This is a genomic window from Gilliamella sp. B2772 (genome assembly GCF_026536985.1).
GTDB lineage: Bacteria > Pseudomonadota > Gammaproteobacteria > Enterobacterales > Orbaceae > Gilliamella > Gilliamella apicola_E.
The window spans coordinates 814,734-833,573 of the sequence record NZ_JAFNNB010000001.1 but is presented as its reverse complement, the minus strand read 5'-3'; the positions used below and the strand labels follow the sequence as shown (position 1 = coordinate 833,573).

Below are 18,840 nucleotides of genomic sequence, written 5' to 3'. Positions count from 1 at the left end.
TATGTTACTTCCAAATAATTAACCTCGCCCCAAACTGTGGCGAATTTTAGAAACCCTATTTTTATATCAAAAAAGTTGAGGAACTGGGTTTTTGAACCCCAAAATCCCTTTATTGTTCCCTCCATATTCAACTTTTTATTTTTGATTTTCTGCTGGGTTTCCTGAATAAGGAAAATGGCTGTCTTTTAGTTGGAATGAGAAATCTTTAGTATCAACTTCCCCAACGGTTTTATCACTGTCATAGAGCGCTAGTAAGAATTCAGCCATCTGGTCGGCAGAATGATATTTGGCAAAACTTTTGTCATAATTATATTCACTAACATTGTTGGCTTTTTTGCCGAATTCAGTTTGCGTTGCTGCTGGGGCGAGTACTTTGGCTCTTAGTTTTGCGTTAGTTTGTATTAATTCTTGAGCAAGCCCTTCTGTAAAGGCACTGACGTAAAATTTGGTGGCGCAATAGGTAACCGCGTTAGGTACAATGGTATAGCCACCTCGTGATGAGATGTTAATCAGCTGTGTGTTACTGTGATTATGGTATTTACGTACATAAAGGGTTGATAGGATGGTTAATGCTTCTATGTTTAGATGGAGCATTGACTCAATTTTAGTTAAATCTTGTGTGCTAACACTGCCATAATGTCCAAAACCCGCATTGTTGATCCATGTTTCGATAAAGTAATTTCTTAGTTCATTAAATAATGTGTAGATGGATTGTATATTGCTGAGATCACAAACTTTAATGATGACTTCAATGTCGGGATTGATTGTTTCTATTTTGTTTTTTAATGATTCTAAATTTTCTATTCTTCTTGCTATTATAATCAGATCTTTGTTTCTTTTTGCAAATGCTATTGCTGTCGCGTAACCTATTCCTGAGCTGGCTCCGGTGATGACTGTATATCTTTTTTCAGTGTTAATAGTTTCTATTTCGATATCCATTTCTATTTCCATTTCCATTTCCATTTTGTATCCTTTTTATATCCGTATCTATGTCCTAATTAATCAATTTTAGTTGCTCACATTAAAATTGTTCAGCGAACATGAAAGTTCACACTTATGATAACAATTTTTTGTTTAGAGTATTTTCTTTTTTTAATTAATGATGTGTATTATATTTATATATAAAATGAGTATAAATAGTGTCAAAATTTATTTATTAACAACTGGAGGTTGATAATATGGATTTAGTTAAGTGTATGGAAGCTTTTGTGATAACGGTTAAGACCAGATCGTTTGCTGCAACTTCAATCTCTTTAAATACCTCTCCACAAATGGTCGCGAAGTATATTTTGTTTTTAGAAAATTATTTAGGCTTAAAGTTATTAAATAGAACGACGCGATCGCAAAACTTGACCGAGTTTGGCAAGCAGTATTATGAGCGATGTCTATTTATTTTAAGTGAGATTAAAAATACTAAGACATTAGCACAAACATATAGTAAGGAGCCGAAAGGTCGTTTAAGAATTAGTGCACCGGTGAGTTATGGGCAATTTAATTTGGTTCCGGTTATTAGTCATTTTATGAAATGTTATCCGAAGGTGAATATTGATATTCAGTTAAACGATCGTTATGTTGATTTAGTTAAAGATGATTTTGATGTGGTGTTTCGAATCGGTTCTTTAAGTGATTCGGGATTAATTGCGAGAAAGCTTAGTGATTTGCAACTTATTTTTGCTGCATCGCCAAGTTATTTGGCTCGTTATGGTGTGCCAGCGGTACCCGATGATTTGAAAAAGCATCAATGTTTGATCTATCAATATGTTAATTCAAACAAAAAAGATAATTTGTGGCCGTTTAAGATAAATGGTGAATTGATTAATGTTCCAATTACAGGATCATTTCAAAGTAATAATACGGCAGCACTAGCTGTGGCAGCCATTGAAGGGTTAGGTATTACGATGTTACCTGAGTCGACGTTGAGAGAGTCAATTAAACAAAATAAATTAATCCCAGTTTTACAAAATTTTTTACCGCCGGCGAGGGAAGTCCATTTGTTGTATACCGCCGATAAGCAACGGTTGCCTAAGCTCAATATTTTTATCGATTTTATTATTAATGCGATGACTTAATAAGTATTTGGATAAATAAAAAAAGCGATCTGATGATCGCTTTTTTATTAATTTTTATTGAATTATTTTATTGTTGCAAGTGTGCTTACTTCTTTACCTAACATATTGTTTAGGTAATCTAGATCACTTGCCGTTAAGGTTCCAACTGCATATTTTAACTGTAATAAACTTGTTAAATAGTTGTATTTAGCGTCAGAAAGATTTCGTTTTGAGCTATACAGTTGTGTTGTTGCGTTAAGTACGTCAACGATAGTACGAGTTCCCACTTGGTACCCAGAAGAGGTTGCTTCTAATGAGCTTTGTGCTGAAACAACCGCTTGTTGATAAGCTTTAATCGCACTGATCGATGATGAGATGTTGTTGTAAGATGAGCGGATTTGGTTAATCACACTACGATTAGTACTTTCAAGTTTTTCACTTGAGCTTACGAAGCTGTGTTGTGCTTGTTGTACTTGTGATACTGTTGCGCCACCAGAGAATAGTGGTAAGCTAACGCTAACCCCAATTCTGTTATCACCTGCATATTTTTTACCGGCAGTATGACGCTTGTAATTGGTATCACCATAACTCTCGCTTTTATTTAGGTTGGTTGATGCTTCTAAGCTAGCAGTAGGCATAAAACCGGATTGAGCCATTTTGATTTGGTCGCGAGCAATCTCTTGGTTTAACTTCATTGTTAATAAATTGAGATTAGTGGTTTCAGATTGTTTTAACAATGTGTTGATTTGAGTTGGTTGCTCAGTTCTAAAGGTTTTGGTATCAACGCTGGCAAGTTGAGAATAGAAGCGTCCACTTACTTGGCGTAATGCTTCAAGCGCATTATTGAGATCATTTAATGCATTCACTTGTTGTGCAACAGTTAAGTCGTAATTTGCTTGAGCATTTTGTACGTCGGTAATAGCAACTAGACCAACTTGATGTTGTTGGCGAGTTTGTTCTAATTGACGACCAATTGCTTTTTTCTGTGCATCGATGAAACTTAATGCATCAAGGGCTTTTAATACGTTAAAGTAGGCTACCGAGGTGTTTAAAATTAATGTTTGGCCTTGATATTGATAAGAGATATCCGCAATAGTGGCTTGTTTTTTGGTGATATCTAACGCTTTCCAATTAGAAAAATTAAAGATACTTTGTGATACACCAACTTGGTATAAGCTACCGTTTTTAGTTTTAACACCGCTATCGTCTCGACGTCCATGTGATACACCATAAGAAGCACTAAGGCCAACTTGCGGAAGTAAGCTTGCACGAGAACCTGAAATTGCTGAGTAAGCTTTATCTTTTTCAGCTAATGAACTGCGTAGATCTGGGTTGGTTTGTTTCGCTTGTTCATAAACCTGTACTAAGTTTTCAGCAAACACAGATTGACTTAATGCTAAGCCAATTAAAAAGGTTAAAGTTTTTTTCATTAATCTTCTCTTTAAAAGCAATAAAATAGAATAATATTTTCAATTGCATAATTTTAACAGATAATTAGCATATAGAAAGTATACTTATTCGTGATTCGCACTTTTTATTAAAATTTAGCTTAAAATTGAGAATTTGATATGAAATTTAAACCTGTGCTTTATAACAAGAAAGATGTTTTTAATTTAACTAAACGCATTTTATATAAGGGCTTTTTTTCGTTATTGGAATACCGCTTTCAATACCGTAAATTTGATGGTTCAGTCAGTGAGGTGGTGAGTCGCGAAATTCTGGAGCGTGGCCATGCTGTGGTGCTTTTAGCATATGATGATAAGCGTGATGAAGTTGTGCTTATTGAGCAAATTCGGATAGCTGCAATTGAGACTGAAGATTCGCCTTGGATGTTAGAGTTGATTGCTGGGATGATGGATCATGAGAATGAGTCGATCGAAGAAGTGGCAAAACGAGAGGCTTTAGAAGAGGCGGGTATTGTTGTTGGGCAATGTAAGCCAATTATTAGTTATCTTGCATCACCGGGTGGTTTAACTGAGAAGTTACATGTTTTGGTTGGTCAAGTTGATGCTTCAACCGCTAAAGGCGTGCACGGTTTAGCTGAAGAAAATGAGGATATCAAGGTTCATGTAGTCAGCCGTGAGCAAGCTTATAAGTGGGTGGAAGAAGGCGTAATTAATAATGCAGCATCAATTATTGCTTTACAATGGTTACAACTTAATCATTTGACACTAAGAAATGAGTGGAAATAAGAGATTTTTGTTAAATTCAGGAAATTATTGCTTCCCTAAAAATAAATTTTATTTTACAATTTAATATAACATCATGATTTAAAAATAAAAAATTGTGATGTTGATCACAATATCATTTCTATTGCTGGCATGATTTCATATATATAATTATTGAGGTAGATTTTGGAGTCACTTTTAACGCTTCAAATACAGAATAAGCATTGTGCAAATATTTTGCATATTACTGATACACATCTGTTTGCTGATGAGGATGGTGCGCTATTAGGCATTAAGTCAAATGCGAGTTTTTTATCGGTTATTAATGAAATTAAGCGTGGTAATAGAAAGTATGATTTGATCGTTGCAACAGGTGACTTTGTGCAAGATGGTTCGAAGAAATCCTATGCGCGCTTTGCCGAGCAGATTAAGCAGTTTAATACGCCATGTGTTTGGTTGGCGGGTAATCATGATAATTTTAGTTATATGCAGGAAGTGTTTTCGAATTACCAACTGGCTGAAAATAAAGTAGTATCGCTTGGTGATAATTGGTTGATTGTGCTTTTAAATAGCCAAGTTGTTGGTCAGGCATGTGGTTTGTTACCTCAATCTGAGTTGCAATTTCTTGAAAAGACGTTATTAGCTCATACTGATAAAAATGTGATGGTCTTTTTGCATCACCATCCTATTGATTCGGGTTGTCATTGGTTAGATGAGCATATTTTAAAAAATAGTAATGAGCTTGAGAAAATCGTTAAAAAATTTCCTTCAATAAAAGGTCTTGGTTGGGGGCATATTCATCAACAACAAGATCATGTTTGGCATAATTGCCACGCGTTTTCTACACCCTCTACTTGTTTTCAATTCAAGCCAAATTGTTATGAGTTTCAATTATCTAATGATGAAGCTCCAGGCTGGCGTGAAATTACGCTTAATGAAGATGGGACAATCGAATCTAGCGTTTTCCGTATTGCAGATAATCTGTTTTTGCCTGATGTTTCGCAAAAAGGTTACTAATATCTATCTTTTCAAAGGTTACTCAAACGTTAATTTTTACAACGATTGTTTAGAGCAATGGAGCAAAAAAGTAAAATAGTCTTTCAACAATCCGTTGCCAGATTGGTCTTTTTTTCCATTTTTCAATATCCACTTTGTCTGATTGTGATAAATATTGTTCTAACAGTGTAGATAGTGATTTTGCAAACTGTGCATCATCAATTACCGTTGTGATTTCAAAATTGAGCCATAAACTTCGCATATCTAAGTTAACGGTTCCAACTAAACTAAGTTGGTTGTCGATTAATACACTTTTGGTATGGAGTAAATTATCATTAAATTGATAAAGCTTAACCCCACCGTTTAATAATTCAGAAAAGAATGCTCGACTTGCCCATTTAACCATTAGCGAATCATTCTTTTTAGGTACGATGATGATGACTTCAACACCTCGTTGAGCGGCTGTACATACTGCATGTAATATATCATCACTTGGTACTAAATATGGCGTGGTGAATACAATTTGTTCTTGAGCTGAGTAGATTGCAGTTAAGAGTACCTGGTGGATCATGTTTTCAGTATAACCAGGACCTGAAGCAATCAGTTGCATAATATGTTTTTTATCTTCTGGCGGCTCTGCGAAATCAGTAATTTGAGGAAGGGCTAAATATTTTCCTGTTTCTAGCTCCCAGTCACTGGCGTATATTGCACCCATTAGTGTGGTAACTGGACCACACATTCTGATCATGATATCAACCCACTCCCCAACATGTTTATTTTGTTTGAAGAATCGTGGATCTACGATGTTCATGCTACCAGTATATGAGATGTAGTTGTCAATAATGGCGACTTTTCGATGTTGTCGTAAATCAAGTCGTCTAAACATAAATCTCAGTAGATTAACCTGCAATGCTTCGATGATGGTTATGCCTGCGTCTCGCATTCTTTGGCTGGCTTTGGAGCGGATAAAATGTCGACTACCGGCTGAGTCAATCATTAGGCGACAGGTGACGCCTCGTTGTGTGGCTTGTATAAGCGCTTGTTCAACATCGTCAGCTCTACCACCTTCGTTCCAGATGTAAAAGACCATTTCGATATTTGACTTGGCTTGGTTTATGTCTTGAATTAGTTGGTCAAAAATGGCATCGGTATTGCTCAGTAATTCAATGTGGTTGCCTCTGATCCCATCAAGACCTGTTTGATGTTTACAGAGTTGAAAAATAGGTTTGCTAACCTGGCTGACTTTGGTGGTAAAGATGTCAGGAAAAGCACTTAATCGATTAATAAATTTTGTAATAGTCGGGCGCATTTTTTGCGCACGTTTAGCTCTTTGTTGCCCAAGATGAGCTTCACCTAGTGCAAAATAGAGAATGACACCAATTATAGGTAATATATATATTACTAACATCCATGCGATTACGTAAGTGGTTGGTCGTCTTTTAAAGACAATACGTAAGGTGGTTGACACAATAAGCAACCAGTAAACAAGAAATATTAATGTACTTACTAAGGCATGAAATGATGTAAATTGCATAATTATCAGCTATAACTTAAGTTTAGTTTACTAATTGGGTCTTTAGTACAATCGAAATTTTGAAATATTTCAGGCAACGGTTTTGGATTATTATGTTTATCTACAGAAACATAAGTAAATGTCGCGTCAGTAATGCAGAAGCGTTGTGTTGCATTGTCAGCATCTGTTATTTTTTTTATCCAAACTTCAATGCCAATTGTAATGGATGTTGTACCGGTTTTTATACAATGCGCATAACAACAAACAACATCGCCAACCATTGCTGGTTTGTAGAAGGTGATACTACTTGCATTTACTGTTACTACTCTTCTTTTAGCAATTTCTTTAGCTAAAATACCACCGGCTAAATCCATTTGTGACATTATCCACCCGCCAAATATATGGCCATGAGGGTTGGTGTCTGCTGGCATGGCTAAAGTGCGTAAAACGAGTTGTCCATTAGGATTGTCTTGCGTCATGTTGAAAGTACTCCTACTTATATTTTTTTATCCGTTATCAGCCATTTTATTCATATGCCGATAGATGTAAATGCCCGATATCAATGACATGACTAATGATGCAATCGGTAAAATAAATACTTTGAAGATCCAGAAGAAATCACTTGATGCATAATAGGTTGCAACTAGGCTAAATGAACCGCAAGCCGTAAAAAAAGCGATCCATATCAAGTTGAGTTTATTCCAAATAGCGATATCGAGATGTATCTCTTTACCTAACATTTTTTGTATTAGATTTTTTTTGAAACCAAACTGGCTAATAGATAATGCAGCAGCAAATAAGAAGTTTATGATGGTTACTTTCCATTTAATTATGTCTTGATTTTGCGTATAAAGTGTTATGCCACCAAAAATCATTATCATCAGATAGGAGATGAGCTCGACTTTATCAATTTTTTTATACATAACAAGAATAATTAAAAATGAGATGGTTGCTGAAACCATCAAGGCTTGTACGCCAACAAAAATATCGTAAATTGTTAAAAATATAAAAAAGACGATAAGTGGTATAAAATTTAATAGCTGCTTCATTTAATTATTAACCTGAAAGATAAAAGTAAGAGTTCTCAATAAGTGAAAAGCCTATGAAATAGGCTTATTTTTTTGTATGAAGTTCCGGATGAGTTTTACAGTTACCTGATTTGCAATGACCATAAAGATATAAGCTATGAAAGGTGAGTTCCACGCCATATTGCTCTGCAATTTCTTTTTGACGTTTGTTGATAATTTCGTCTCGAAATTCAAAAACTTCTCCACAATCTAAACAAATTAAGTGGTCATGATGTTTTTGTGAGGCAAGCTCAAAAACGGCTCTTCCTCCTTCAAAATTGTGGCGTGTTACAATACCCGCATCATCAAATTGATTTAATACACGATATACTGTAGCAAGACCAATCTCTTCGCCCATATCAAGTAGTTTTTTATAAAGATCTTCCACAGTAATGTGTTGGCATGAAGGATCGCGTAGTAATTCTAAAATTTTTAATCGCGGTAACGTAACCTTTAAACCCGCACTTTTGAGTGCTGCATTGTTATCTTTATCATGATTTGTCATATTACATTCCAATTTAGTTAATTAATTAGGCATATTATAAAATATGAACGGAAAATAAAATAAATCACTCTGATAGATCAAATATTCATTTCGGTTTTTACTTGGTTTACCCAATTATTAATTCTTTCTTCTGTTAATTCTGGTTGGCGATCTTCATCAATTGCTAAACCTACAAAGTGGTTGTCATCAACTAAGCTTTTAGATGCTTCAAAACTGTAACCTTCAGTAGACCAATGACCAACAATTTTTGCGCCTTTAGGTTCGATAATATCGCGGATTGTTCCCATTGCATCACAAAAATATTCAGCATAATCTTCTTGGTCACCACAGCCAAATATTGCGACTGTTTTGCCATTAAAGTCAACGTTTTCTAAGTTAGGAAAAAAATCATCCCAATCCGCTTGAGACTCACCGTAATACCAAGTTGGAATACCAAAAAATAAGAAGTCATATTTTTCGATATGCTCTTTTGTTGTTTTTGCAATATCAAAAAGATCTGCTTTGTCTGTACCTAAAATTTGTTGGATTTGTTTAGCTACATTTTCTGTGTTGCCTGTGTCACTACCAAAAAAAATTCCAACTTGTGCCATATTTTTACCTTTACTGTTTTTACAATATACATATTTTGAGTATAACACTGTCGGTAGTTATCAGCAATAATTCTCAATTACTCCAAACATAAGTAATTATTTACTACACAATTTTTTCAACTTGAATTAAAATTAGCCACTATTTTATGGCAATCGACGTTTCGGAATTATTTATGAATCTGCATGAGTATCAATCAAAACACCTATTTAAACAATATAATTTGCCAGTGCCAGAAGGTTATGTGTGTAATTCAATCGATGAAATACAAGATACATTGGCTGAGCTCTCTTCTCAATCTAATGCTTGGGTAGCAAAGTGCCAAGTTCATGCAGGCGGACGTGGTAAGTCTGGCGGGGTAATTTGTACAAAAGATTTTAATGAAATTAGATTGTTTGCTGAAAAATGGTTAGGTCAATATTTAGTGACTTATCAAACAACGTCTAAAGGGCAACCAGTTAATAAAATTTTAATTGAAAAAGCGTCTAATATAGAGAAAGAGCTTTATTTAGGGGCGGTTGTTGATCGTAGTACAAAACGCATTGTGATTATGGCATCTACCGAAGGTGGTGTTGAGATCGAAAAAGTCGCTGAGCAATCGCCACATTTAATTCATAAAATATCACTCGACCCTTTAACAGGACCATGCGGATATCAAGGCCGAGAGTTAGCTTTTAAACTTGGCTTAACCGGTAAATTAGTCAATCAATTCGCTAAATTATTTGTTAATTTTGCTAATCTTTTCATTGAAAAAGATGTTTCTTTAGCAGAAGTCAATCCTTTAGTTATTACCGATACACAGGAGTTAATCTGTCTAGATGCTAAAGTTGTGCTAGATGATAATGCTATGTTTAGACATCCTGATTTAGTCGTATTAAGAGATACTACACAGGAAGACGAACGGGAGTCGATAGCGGCTAAACAAGGCATTAGCTATGTATCTTTAGATGGCAATATTGGTTGCATGGTTAATGGCGCAGGCCTTGCTATGGCAACTATGGATATGATTAAACTTTATGGTGGTGAGCCCGCAAACTTTTTAGATGTTGGTGGTGGCACGACAAAAGAACGGGTTGCCGAAGCCTTTAAATTGATACTTTCTGATAAAAATGTGAAAGCAATATTAGTCAATATTTTTGGTGGTATTGTTCGCTGCGATCTTATTGCTAATGGCATTATTGATGCAATTAAGGAAATAGGTTTGACTGTTCCTGTTGTCGTTCGTCTTGAAGGTAATAATGCGGAACTAGCAAGAGATATTTTAGCTAAAAGTAAATTAAATGTTATTACCGCAAAAAGTTTAGTCGATGCAGCCCAACAGATCGTCAGTGTTGCACAATAAGAGAATGGGTGGAGAATAATTACTATGTCAATTTTGATTAATAAAGATACAAAAGTTATTTGTCAGGGATTTACTGGCAGCCAAGGTACATTCCATTCTGAACAAGCACTGGCTTATGGTACTAAATTAGTTGGTGGCGTAACACCAGGCAAAGGTGGTACGACACATTTAGGTTTACCTGTTTTTAATACTGTTAAAGAAGCGGTTGAAACAACCGGTGCAACTGCAACCGTTATTTATGTTCCCGCTGCTTTTGGTAAAGATTCAATTTTAGAAGCCATTGATGCAGGTATAAAATTAATCGTCTGTATTACAGAAGGCATTCCAACCTTGGATATGCTTATTGTTAAAGAAAAATTAACCCAAAATGATGTTGTGATGATTGGTCCAAATTGCCCAGGAATTATTGTTCCTGATGAGTGTAAAATTGGTATCATGCCTGGACATATTCATTTAGCTGGTAAAGTTGGGATTGTTTCGCGTTCAGGTACGCTAACTTATGAAGCAGTTAAACAAACAACCGATATTGGATTGGGCCAATCCGTTTGCGTCGGAATCGGTGGTGATCCCATTCCCGGCAGTGATTTTATTTCAATATTAAAATTACTCCAACAAGATCCTAAAACAGAAGCAATAGTTATGATTGGTGAAATTGGTGGTAGCGCAGAAGAAGAAGCCGCCAACTATATTAAACATCATGTTACTAAACCTGTGGTTGCTTATATAGCTGGTGTTTCAGCCCCAGCCGGCAAACGTATGGGACATGCAGGTGCAATCATTTCTGGCAATAAAGGTACCGCAGCAGAAAAAACTAAAGCACTGCAATCAGCAGGTGTTACTGTTGTAAGTAGCTTAGCTCAAATTGGTGAAGCAATAAAAAAACATTTTTAAGTTTTATTTTTTTGACATTAATCAATTTTTATTCATTAAATTTTGTTGTACAATAATAACGTTACAAAATTTGTGGGCATTTAAGGATAAGGGAGCGCTTTATGTTAGATATAGTAGAACTGTCACGCCTTCAGTTTGCACTCACTGCGATGTATCATTTTATTTTTGTACCATTAACGCTTGGTATGGCGTTTATGCTTGCAATTATGGAAACGGTATACGTTGTTAGTGGTAAGCAAGTCTGGAAAGATATGACTAAATTCTGGGGTAAACTATTTGGTATCAACTTCGCTGTTGGTGTTGCTACTGGTTTAACTATGGAATTTCAGTTTGGTACAAATTGGTCTTATTATTCGCATTATGTAGGTGATATTTTCGGTGCACCGCTTGCAATAGAAGGATTAATGGCATTTTTCTTAGAATCAACCATGGTTGGTTTATTCTTTTTTGGATGGGATAGATTAAGCCGTGGCAAGCATTTAATGGTCACTTGGTGCGTGGCTTTTGGTTCTAATCTTTCTGCGCTCTGGATTTTAGTTGCCAATGGTTGGATGCAGTTCCCTGTCGGTTCAGACTTTAATCCGATTAACTCAAGAATGGAAATGCAAAGTTTTTTTGAGTTAATTACCAATTCTGTTGCTCAATATAAATTCGTTCACACCGTAGCAGCGGGTTATTTAACTGGTGCTATTTTTGTCTTAAGTATTAGTTCATATTATTTACTCAAAAAACGTGATTTACCATTTGCTAAGCGCTCTTTTGCTGTAGCTGCAGTATTTGGTTTTATTATGTCAATTGTGGTCGCTATTATGGGTGATGAAGCTGGTCATGAAATGACTACTGTACAGCCGGTTAAATTAGCTGCAATTGAAGCTGAATGGGAAACTCAACCAGCACCTGCATCGTTCAACGTTATAGCGTTCCCTTCACAAGAGAAAAAAGAGAACTTGTTTGCGGTTGAAATTCCTTATGTGATGGGAATTATGACAACGCGCTCATTAGATACCAAAGTAACTGGTTTAAAAGATATTTTAGCGGATAATGAGACTCGAATTCGTAATGGTATTGTCGCTTATTCTAGTTTAGAAAAAATTCAAAAAGGCGATAAAGACCCTGCGGTTTTAAAAGCCTTTGAAGATAATAAAGTTGATTTAGGCTATGGTTACCTAGTTAAACGTTTTACCGATAAAGATAACCTAACAATTCCAGAAGCTACTGAAGAACATATTAAAGCAGCGACTGAAGATTCAATCCCAGCTGTATGGCCTTTATTCTGGGCATTTAGAGGTATGGTTGGCTTTGGTTTATTAATGATTTTAGGTACTGGCCTTGCTTTATGGTCAACTTACAAAAATAAAATTGGTGAAAAACGTTGGTTATGCCGTTTACTTCTTTTATCACTCCCATTCCCTTGGTTAGCATGTGAATGTGGTTGGTTTGTTGCAGAATATGGTCGTCAACCTTGGGCAATTCAAGACATATTGCCAACTGGAGTAGCTAATTCATCATTAACTCCAGGTGAAGTACTATTCACTATGGTTCTTATTTGTGGACTTTATACAATGTTCTTAGTTGCTGAGATGTTCTTAATGTTTAAGTTTGCTCGATTAGGACCAAGCTCTTTAGGTACTGGCAGCTATCATTATGAAAAAACACAATCGATATCAGAATAAGGCATAGGGAGTATATACAATGATTGATTATGAAATTGTAAGAGTCACCTGGTGGGTGCTGATTAGCGTTGTGTTAATCGCTTTTGTTGTCACCGATGGTTTTGATATGGGTGTTGGTATCTTACTACCATTTATTGGCAAAACTGATACTGAACGCCGTATTATGATAAATGCAATAGCACCACACTGGGATGGTAACCAAGTTTGGTTAATTACTGGTGGTGCAGGTATTTTTGCTGCTTGGCCTATGGCTTATGCGGTATCTTTTTCTGGATTTTATATTGCGATGATTTTGGTGTTATGTGCACTGTTTTTTAGACCAATTGGGTTTGATTATCGTAGTAAATTAGAAAATTCTAAATGGCGTAATATGTGGGATATTGCAATCTTTTTAGGTAGCTTTGTTCCTGCTCTTGTTTTCGGTGTTGCATTCGGAAACTTGTTAGAAGGCGTTCCATTTAGATTTGATAATAGTTATCGCTCTTTTTATGATGGTTCATTTTTTGGTTTACTTAACCCATTTGCAATATTAGCAGGTGTTGTGAGTTTAATGTTAATCGTTGCTCATGGTGGTGCTTGGTTGCAAATGAAAACTTCTGGTGAACTTTATTTAAGAGCAAGAAAAGCAACTCAAATAGCTAGTTTAATTATGTTAATTGCATTTGTATTAGCTGGAGTTTGGGTTGCCTTCGGTATTCATGGTTATGAGGTAACTAGCGCTATAGATCCTAATGGTGTTTCAAACCCATTGAGCAAAACTGTTTCGACAGATGTTTCATGGTTAAAAAATTACATGAACTATCCAATATTATGGGTTGTACCAGCTTTAGGTGTTTTATTACCTTTATTTACTATTTTATTTTCTAGTTTAAATAAAAATGGATTAGTGTTTTTATCTTCTGCACTAACCATTGCTTGTGTATTACTGACATATGGTATTGCGACATTCCCATTCATCATTCCTTCAAGCATTATGCCAAATGCGAGTTTGACAATTTGGGACGCATCTTCTAGCCAATTAACACTTAATATCATGTTTGGTGTAGCACTAATCTTTGTACCACTCATTCTGTTCTATACCACATGGTGTTACATTAAGATGTTTGGCCGTTTAGATAAAAATCATATTGAAAATAATAAACATTCACTTTATTAAGGATTTATTATGTATTACTTTCTATGGTTAGCAGGATTAATTGCAGCTTGTATGCTTGCAGTTGTTACAGGACTTTGGCTTGAAAATAACGATAAAGAAACTAAAGAGTCATAAAATAGATAAAAAGGTGGCAAATTGCCACCTTTTTAGTTATAGAGCTGTATATTAGACAAATAATTAACAAATGATAATTGTTTTCATTTAACTATTTTTATATCATAGTGCAGCGAATTTTATAATCATATATAATGACGCAAATTTTTTGTTCAAATTATAAAATATGAAACAATTCAATTGGAATGCAAGAGTCTATTATGAAGACACAGATGCTGGCGGAGTAGTTTATCATGCTAGGTATCTAGCCTTCTTTGAACGAGCTAGAACGGAAATGCTAAGACATCTTGATATTAGTCAGCAAAAGTTATTACAGGAAGGTATTGCATTTGTTGTCAAAAAGATGGATATTAGCTACGATTTTCCAGCCCGTTTAGATGACATGCTAACTATCAGCACTAAGGTTGAGCAAATTCGTAAGGCGTCTATTATTTTTAAACAGACAATTTTAAACCAGAATAAGCAAATTATCAGCAGCGCTGATGTCGTTATTGCTTGTGTCAATATGACTAAAATGAAGCCGTGTGCGCTTCCCAAGTTATTAGTTTTGGAGTTAATTTAAGTGGATAATCTCAATATTATTGATCTATTTTTACAAGCTGGACTTTTAGTACAAGGTGTTATGTTATTGTTATTAGCATTTTCGGTAATGTCTTGGGCTATCATTTTCCAACGTAGCAAAATTTTAAGCAAAGCAAAAAAACAAGTCGAACAGTTTGACGATAGTTTTTGGTCTGCCGAAGACTTAAATGTGCTCTTTGATAAAGCAAAATTCAATAAAGAAGAGATCTGTGGCACAGAACATATTTTCTATTCGGGATTTAAAGAATTTTCTCGTTTATATCAAATTAATCCAAATATGCCAGAAGCTGCATTAGATGGCGCATCTCGTTCAATGCGTTTAGCAATGAATCGTGAATTAGATAACTTAGAATTGCATATCCCATTCTTAGGAACAGTCGGTTCAATCAGTCCATATATTGGTCTTTTTGGTACTGTGTGGGGTATTATGCATGCCTTTATTTCACTTGGCGCAGTTAAGCAAGCTACATTACAAATGGTTGCACCAGGTATTGCGGAAGCGTTAATTGCAACAGCTATTGGTTTGTTTGCGGCGATTCCAGCTGTATTAGCATATAATCGATTATCATTAAGTGTAAGTCGAATGGAACAAAACTATTTGAACTTCATTGATGAGTTTTCTACAATTTTACAACGTCAAGCAGTAGCTGTTAGGAAATAATTATGAGTAGACGTTCACGCTATTCAACCAAATCAGAAATCAATATTGTACCGTTACTTGACGTATTGCTTGTATTAGTATTGATTTTTATGGCGACAGCCCCAATTATTAGTCAAAGTGTTGAAGTTGATCTGCCTGAAGCGACAGAGTCAAAAACTGTTTCACCTTCCGATAATAAACCAATTATTATTGAGGTTTCCGGAGTTGGTGTTTATGCAATAATTATTGACCAAAATCGACAATCGAATATACCTCAAGAGCAAATTGTTGCAGAAGTTAAACAGCAAATGTCATTAAATGATAAAGCAGTGTTTTTAGTCGGTGGAGCTAAACAAGTTCCTTACGAAGAAATTATAAAAGCTTTGAATTTGCTTCAATCTGCGGGTGTTAAATCTGTCGGTTTGATGACTCAACCAATTTAAATTAATAATTATAAAAAATGTCAGCAATGTCTAACAAGTTAAGATCAAAACTAAGTCTACCAGTTATCATATCCATTATTTTACATGGTATATTGATTATTGTTTTAGGATATCAATTTATTCCTGATGATAATGGAGAAAATTACGGTAGTATTAATGGTAATTCTATTGACGCAATCATGATTGATCCGTCAGTTATGACCGAACAATATCAAAGACAATTGCAGGCGCAAGTTAATCAGGAAAAAGCAAATCAACAGCGTCAAGAGCAATTAGACAAACAAGTTAAAGAATTAGCCGAAAAAGCCGAAGCCGAAAAGGCTGCTGCTGAGAAAGCCGCTGCAGAAAAAGCTGCTGCTGAGAAAGCTGCTGCTGAAAAGGCTGCTGCTGAAAAAGCTGCTGCTGAGAAAGCTGCTGCTGAAAAGGCTGCTGCTGAGAAAGCCGCTGCAGAAAAAGCTGCTGCTGAGAAAGCTGCTGCTGAAAAGGCTGCTGCTGAGAAAGCCGCTGCAGAAAAAGCTGCTGCTGAAAAGGCTGCTGCTGAGAAAGCCGCTGCAGAAAAAGCTGCTGCTGAGAAAGCCGCTGCTGAAAAGGCTGCTGCAGAAAAAGCTGCCGCCGAGAAGGCCGCAGCTGCAAAAAGGGCTGAGCAAGCAAAAAAGGATAAAGCGCTTAATGAGCTCTTAGGTGGTCTTACATCAGGCTCTCCTGATGTTTCCGGTGGTGCAGCTAGTCGTAAAGGTGTCTCAGATGGCGAATTAAATAAATATAGATCGTTGGTACAAAATGCAATTAGTAATAAGTTTATTAATCCGCAAAATCTTTATCGAGGAAAAACTTGTACATTGCAAATCCAGATAGCACCTGATGGATTATTGCTGAATGTCACCTCAAAAGGCGGTGATGCTGATTTATGTCGAGAAGCATTAGCAGCTACTAAATTAGCGGTTATACCAAAACCTTCTAGTAAGTTATATAATGAAGTTAAAACAATGACTATTGATTTCCAACCCAAATAAGTAAGATCTGAACTGCTTAAATCTTAATACGATATTTAACCATTTCATCTATTAATAAATATTTCGCATTTTAATAATCAGATGTTGAAAATTTATTAATCATCCCAATATATTCTCTATTCATTCCGAATTAAGTGTTTTAGTAAGAGAAGGAGCAGAATATGACAACAATTGTCAGTGTCCGTCGTGAAGGTCAAGTCGTTATTGGAGGCGATGGGCAAGTTACATTAGGTGAACGAATTATTATGAAAGGTAATGCTCGAAAAGTTCGCCGTTTATACAATAATAAAGTGATAGCAGGATTTGCTGGAGGTACAGCAGATGCTTTTACTTTATTTGAATTATTTGAACGTAAATTAGAAATGCATCAAGGCCATTTAACTAAAGCGGCAGTTGAACTAGCCAAAGATTGGCGAACCGATAGGATGTTGCGTAAGTTAGAAGCATTACTCGCTGTAGCTGATGAAACCGCATCATTAATTATTACTGGTACAGGGGATGTTATTCAACCAGAAGATGATCTGATTGCGATTGGATCTGGTGGACCTTATGCTCAAGCTGCTGCAAGAGCTTTATTAGATAATACTTCATTATCTGCGCATGATATTGTACAAAAATCGCTATCAATAGCTGGTGACATTTGTGTTTACACCAATAACTTCCAAACTATTGAAGAGCTTAATTACTAATTAAAACTGATTTAAGAGAAATATTATTATGTCTGAAATGACTCCTCGCGAAATTGTAAGCGAATTAAACCAACATATTATTGGACAAGATAAAGCAAAACGTTCTGTTGCTATTGCTTTACGTAATCGCTGGCGTCGTATGCAACTTGATGAAGCATTACGTCATGAAGTTACCCCAAAAAATATTCTTATGATAGGCCCAACAGGGGTGGGTAAAACAGAAATCGCAAGACGATTAGCTAAACTTGCACATGCTCCATTTATCAAAGTAGAGGCCACAAAATTTACGGAAGTTGGTTATGTAGGTAAAGAAGTTGACTCAATCATTCGTGATCTTACCGATTCTGCTGTTAAGATGATTCGTCAAGAAGCAATTGAACGAAATCGTAATAGAGCAGAAGAATTAGCTGAAGAACGTATTTTAGATGTGCTAGTACCGCCAGCAAAAGATGGTTGGGGACAAGTTGAAAACAATAATGATTCAACTGCTAGACAAGCATTTAGAAAAAAATTACGTGAAGGCGCTCTTGATGATAAGGAAATTGAGATTGAAATAGCTGGCGTTAATATTGGTGTTGAAATTATGGCACCGCCAGGTATGGAAGAGATGACCAACCAACTTCAGTCAATGTTTCAAAATTTAGGTGGTCAAAAAACCAAAGCTCGTAAAATGAAGATCAAAGATGCCTTGAAACAGCTAATTGAAGAAGAAGCTGCTAAATTGGTTAATCCCGATGATCTTAAACACGAAGCCATTGAAGCTGTCGAGCAAAATGGTATTGTGTTTATCGATGAGATCGATAAGGTGTGTAAGCGTGGTAATTCATCTGGTCCTGATGTTTCACGTGAAGGTGTTCAGCGTGATTTACTACCACTTGTTGAAGGTTGTACTGTATCAACTAAACATGGTTCAGTAAAAACTGATCATATTTTGTTTATCGCATCAGGTGCGTTCCAAACTGCGAGTCCTTCAGATTTGATTCCTGAGCTGCAAGGACGTTTACCAATTCGCGTTGAATTACAAGCATTAACTAGTGAAGATTTTGAGCGTATTTTAACGGAACCTAATGCGTCGTTAACAGTGCAATATAAAGCATTAATGGCAACAGAAGGTGTTAATATTGATTTTACACCAGATGGGATTCGTAAAATTGCTGAATCTGCTTGGCAAGTTAATGAACAAAATGAGAATATCGGTGCTCGCCGTTTGCATACTGTGCTTGAACGTTTGATGGAAGAGGTTTCTTTCGAAGCCAGTGAATTGGGTGGTCAAACCATTACAATTGATGCTAAATATGTCAGCGATCATCTTGACAAACTTGTTGCTGATGAAGATTTAAGCAAATTCATTTTATAATCAAGTAGATTAATTGAATAAAAAAAAGGTGAGTTATTTAGCTCACCTTTTTTAT

General features: G+C 35.8%; 21 protein-coding genes. 14 read left to right on the top strand and 7 right to left on the bottom strand.

All coding sequences use genetic code 11. The annotated features are described in order from the left end of the window. Positions 1–135 precede the first annotated feature (135 nt). Positions 136–963 (bottom strand): SDR family NAD(P)-dependent oxidoreductase, encoded by an 828-nt coding sequence (locus J3T98_RS03985; protein WP_267362190.1) that lies wholly within the window; start codon positions 961–963, stop codon positions 136–138. A gap of 215 nt (positions 964–1,178) precedes the next feature. Between J3T98_RS03985 and J3T98_RS03980 the strand changes: the two genes are divergently transcribed. Next, positions 1,179–2,069, top strand: coding sequence for a LysR family transcriptional regulator (locus J3T98_RS03980; RefSeq protein WP_267362189.1), 891 nt, complete (start codon positions 1,179–1,181; stop codon positions 2,067–2,069). A 62-nt stretch (positions 2,070–2,131) separates the two neighbouring features. Here the strand turns inward: J3T98_RS03980 and tolC are convergent, their stop codons facing one another. Beyond that, the gene (gene tolC, locus J3T98_RS03975; RefSeq protein WP_267362188.1) at positions 2,132–3,478 is read right to left on the bottom strand and encodes an outer membrane channel protein TolC; all 1,347 of its coding nucleotides are present in this window, start codon (positions 3,476–3,478) and stop codon (positions 2,132–2,134) included. Positions 3,479–3,616: 138 nt separating this feature from the next. Here tolC and nudF point away from each other — a divergent pair, with 138 nt between their 5' ends. Further along, positions 3,617–4,240 (top strand): ADP-ribose diphosphatase, encoded by a 624-nt coding sequence (nudF, locus tag J3T98_RS03970; RefSeq protein WP_267362187.1) that lies wholly within the window; start codon positions 3,617–3,619, stop codon positions 4,238–4,240. 162 nt (positions 4,241–4,402) lie between these two features. Further along, positions 4,403–5,233, top strand: coding sequence for a 3',5'-cyclic-AMP phosphodiesterase (gene cpdA / locus J3T98_RS03965; RefSeq protein ID WP_065562256.1), 831 nt, complete (start codon positions 4,403–4,405; stop codon positions 5,231–5,233). Between the two features lie 49 nt (positions 5,234–5,282). Here cpdA and cls read toward each other — a convergent pair whose 3' ends face one another. From cls to fldA, 5 genes are all read right to left on the bottom strand, one after another. After that, positions 5,283–6,746 carry a cardiolipin synthase gene (gene cls, locus J3T98_RS03960; RefSeq protein WP_065562255.1) on the bottom strand — a complete coding sequence of 488 codons (1,464 nt, stop codon included), beginning with the start codon at positions 6,744–6,746 and terminating at the stop codon, positions 5,283–5,285. Positions 6,747–6,751: 5 nt separating this feature from the next. Beyond that, positions 6,752–7,204, bottom strand: coding sequence for an acyl-CoA thioester hydrolase YciA (yciA, locus tag J3T98_RS03955; RefSeq protein ID WP_065562254.1), 453 nt, complete (start codon positions 7,202–7,204; stop codon positions 6,752–6,754). Between the two features lie 27 nt (positions 7,205–7,231). Continuing rightward, complete coding sequence (locus J3T98_RS03950; protein ID WP_267362186.1) at positions 7,232–7,774, bottom strand: inner membrane-spanning protein YciB; 543 nt, start codon at positions 7,772–7,774, stop codon at positions 7,232–7,234. Positions 7,775–7,838: 64 nt separating this feature from the next. Beyond that, the gene (gene fur / locus J3T98_RS03945) at positions 7,839–8,297 is read right to left on the bottom strand and encodes a ferric iron uptake transcriptional regulator (protein ID WP_065562252.1); all 459 of its coding nucleotides are present in this window, start codon (positions 8,295–8,297) and stop codon (positions 7,839–7,841) included. A gap of 77 nt (positions 8,298–8,374) precedes the next feature. Then, positions 8,375–8,887 (bottom strand): flavodoxin FldA, encoded by a 513-nt coding sequence (gene fldA / locus J3T98_RS03940; protein ID WP_065562251.1) that lies wholly within the window; start codon positions 8,885–8,887, stop codon positions 8,375–8,377. 173 nt (positions 8,888–9,060) lie between these two features. On the opposite strand from fldA, the gene sucC reads away from it, so the two are divergent. From sucC to hslU, 11 genes are all read left to right on the top strand, one after another. Then, positions 9,061–10,227: an ADP-forming succinate--CoA ligase subunit beta gene (gene sucC, locus J3T98_RS03935; protein WP_065562250.1), complete on the top strand. Its 1,167-nt coding sequence runs from the start codon at positions 9,061–9,063 to the stop codon at positions 10,225–10,227. A gap of 24 nt (positions 10,228–10,251) precedes the next feature. Next, positions 10,252–11,118 (top strand): succinate--CoA ligase subunit alpha, encoded by an 867-nt coding sequence (gene sucD / locus J3T98_RS03930; RefSeq protein WP_065734263.1) that lies wholly within the window; start codon positions 10,252–10,254, stop codon positions 11,116–11,118. Positions 11,119–11,219: 101 nt separating this feature from the next. Further along, entirely contained in the window at positions 11,220–12,791 is a 1,572-nt protein-coding gene (locus J3T98_RS03925) for a cytochrome ubiquinol oxidase subunit I (RefSeq protein WP_220225069.1), read from the top strand. Positions 12,792–12,810: 19 nt separating this feature from the next. Continuing rightward, positions 12,811–13,947, top strand: a complete 1,137-nt coding sequence (cydB, locus tag J3T98_RS03920; RefSeq protein WP_065562247.1) for a cytochrome d ubiquinol oxidase subunit II — start codon at positions 12,811–12,813, stop codon at positions 13,945–13,947. 9 nt (positions 13,948–13,956) lie between these two features. Then, positions 13,957–14,061: a cytochrome bd-I oxidase subunit CydX gene (gene cydX, locus J3T98_RS03915; RefSeq protein ID WP_065562246.1), complete on the top strand. Its 105-nt coding sequence runs from the start codon at positions 13,957–13,959 to the stop codon at positions 14,059–14,061. A gap of 166 nt (positions 14,062–14,227) precedes the next feature. Continuing rightward, the gene (gene ybgC / locus J3T98_RS03910) at positions 14,228–14,623 is read left to right on the top strand and encodes a tol-pal system-associated acyl-CoA thioesterase (RefSeq protein WP_065734265.1); all 396 of its coding nucleotides are present in this window, start codon (positions 14,228–14,230) and stop codon (positions 14,621–14,623) included. Continuing rightward, the gene (tolQ, locus tag J3T98_RS03905; RefSeq protein WP_065734266.1) at positions 14,624–15,304 is read left to right on the top strand and encodes a protein TolQ; all 681 of its coding nucleotides are present in this window, start codon (positions 14,624–14,626) and stop codon (positions 15,302–15,304) included. It begins immediately after the preceding gene. Between the two features lie 2 nt (positions 15,305–15,306). After that, entirely contained in the window at positions 15,307–15,726 is a 420-nt protein-coding gene (gene tolR / locus J3T98_RS03900) for a colicin uptake protein TolR (protein ID WP_086364301.1), read from the top strand. 17 nt (positions 15,727–15,743) lie between these two features. Further along, the gene (tolA, locus tag J3T98_RS03895; protein WP_416380603.1) at positions 15,744–16,739 is read left to right on the top strand and encodes a cell envelope integrity protein TolA; all 996 of its coding nucleotides are present in this window, start codon (positions 15,744–15,746) and stop codon (positions 16,737–16,739) included. A 161-nt stretch (positions 16,740–16,900) separates the two neighbouring features. Continuing rightward, entirely contained in the window at positions 16,901–17,428 is a 528-nt protein-coding gene (gene hslV, locus J3T98_RS03890) for an ATP-dependent protease subunit HslV (protein ID WP_065562241.1), read from the top strand. Between the two features lie 28 nt (positions 17,429–17,456). Then, positions 17,457–18,785, top strand: a complete 1,329-nt coding sequence (gene hslU / locus J3T98_RS03885; protein WP_065734269.1) for an HslU--HslV peptidase ATPase subunit — start codon at positions 17,457–17,459, stop codon at positions 18,783–18,785. Positions 18,786–18,840 lie beyond the last annotated feature (55 nt).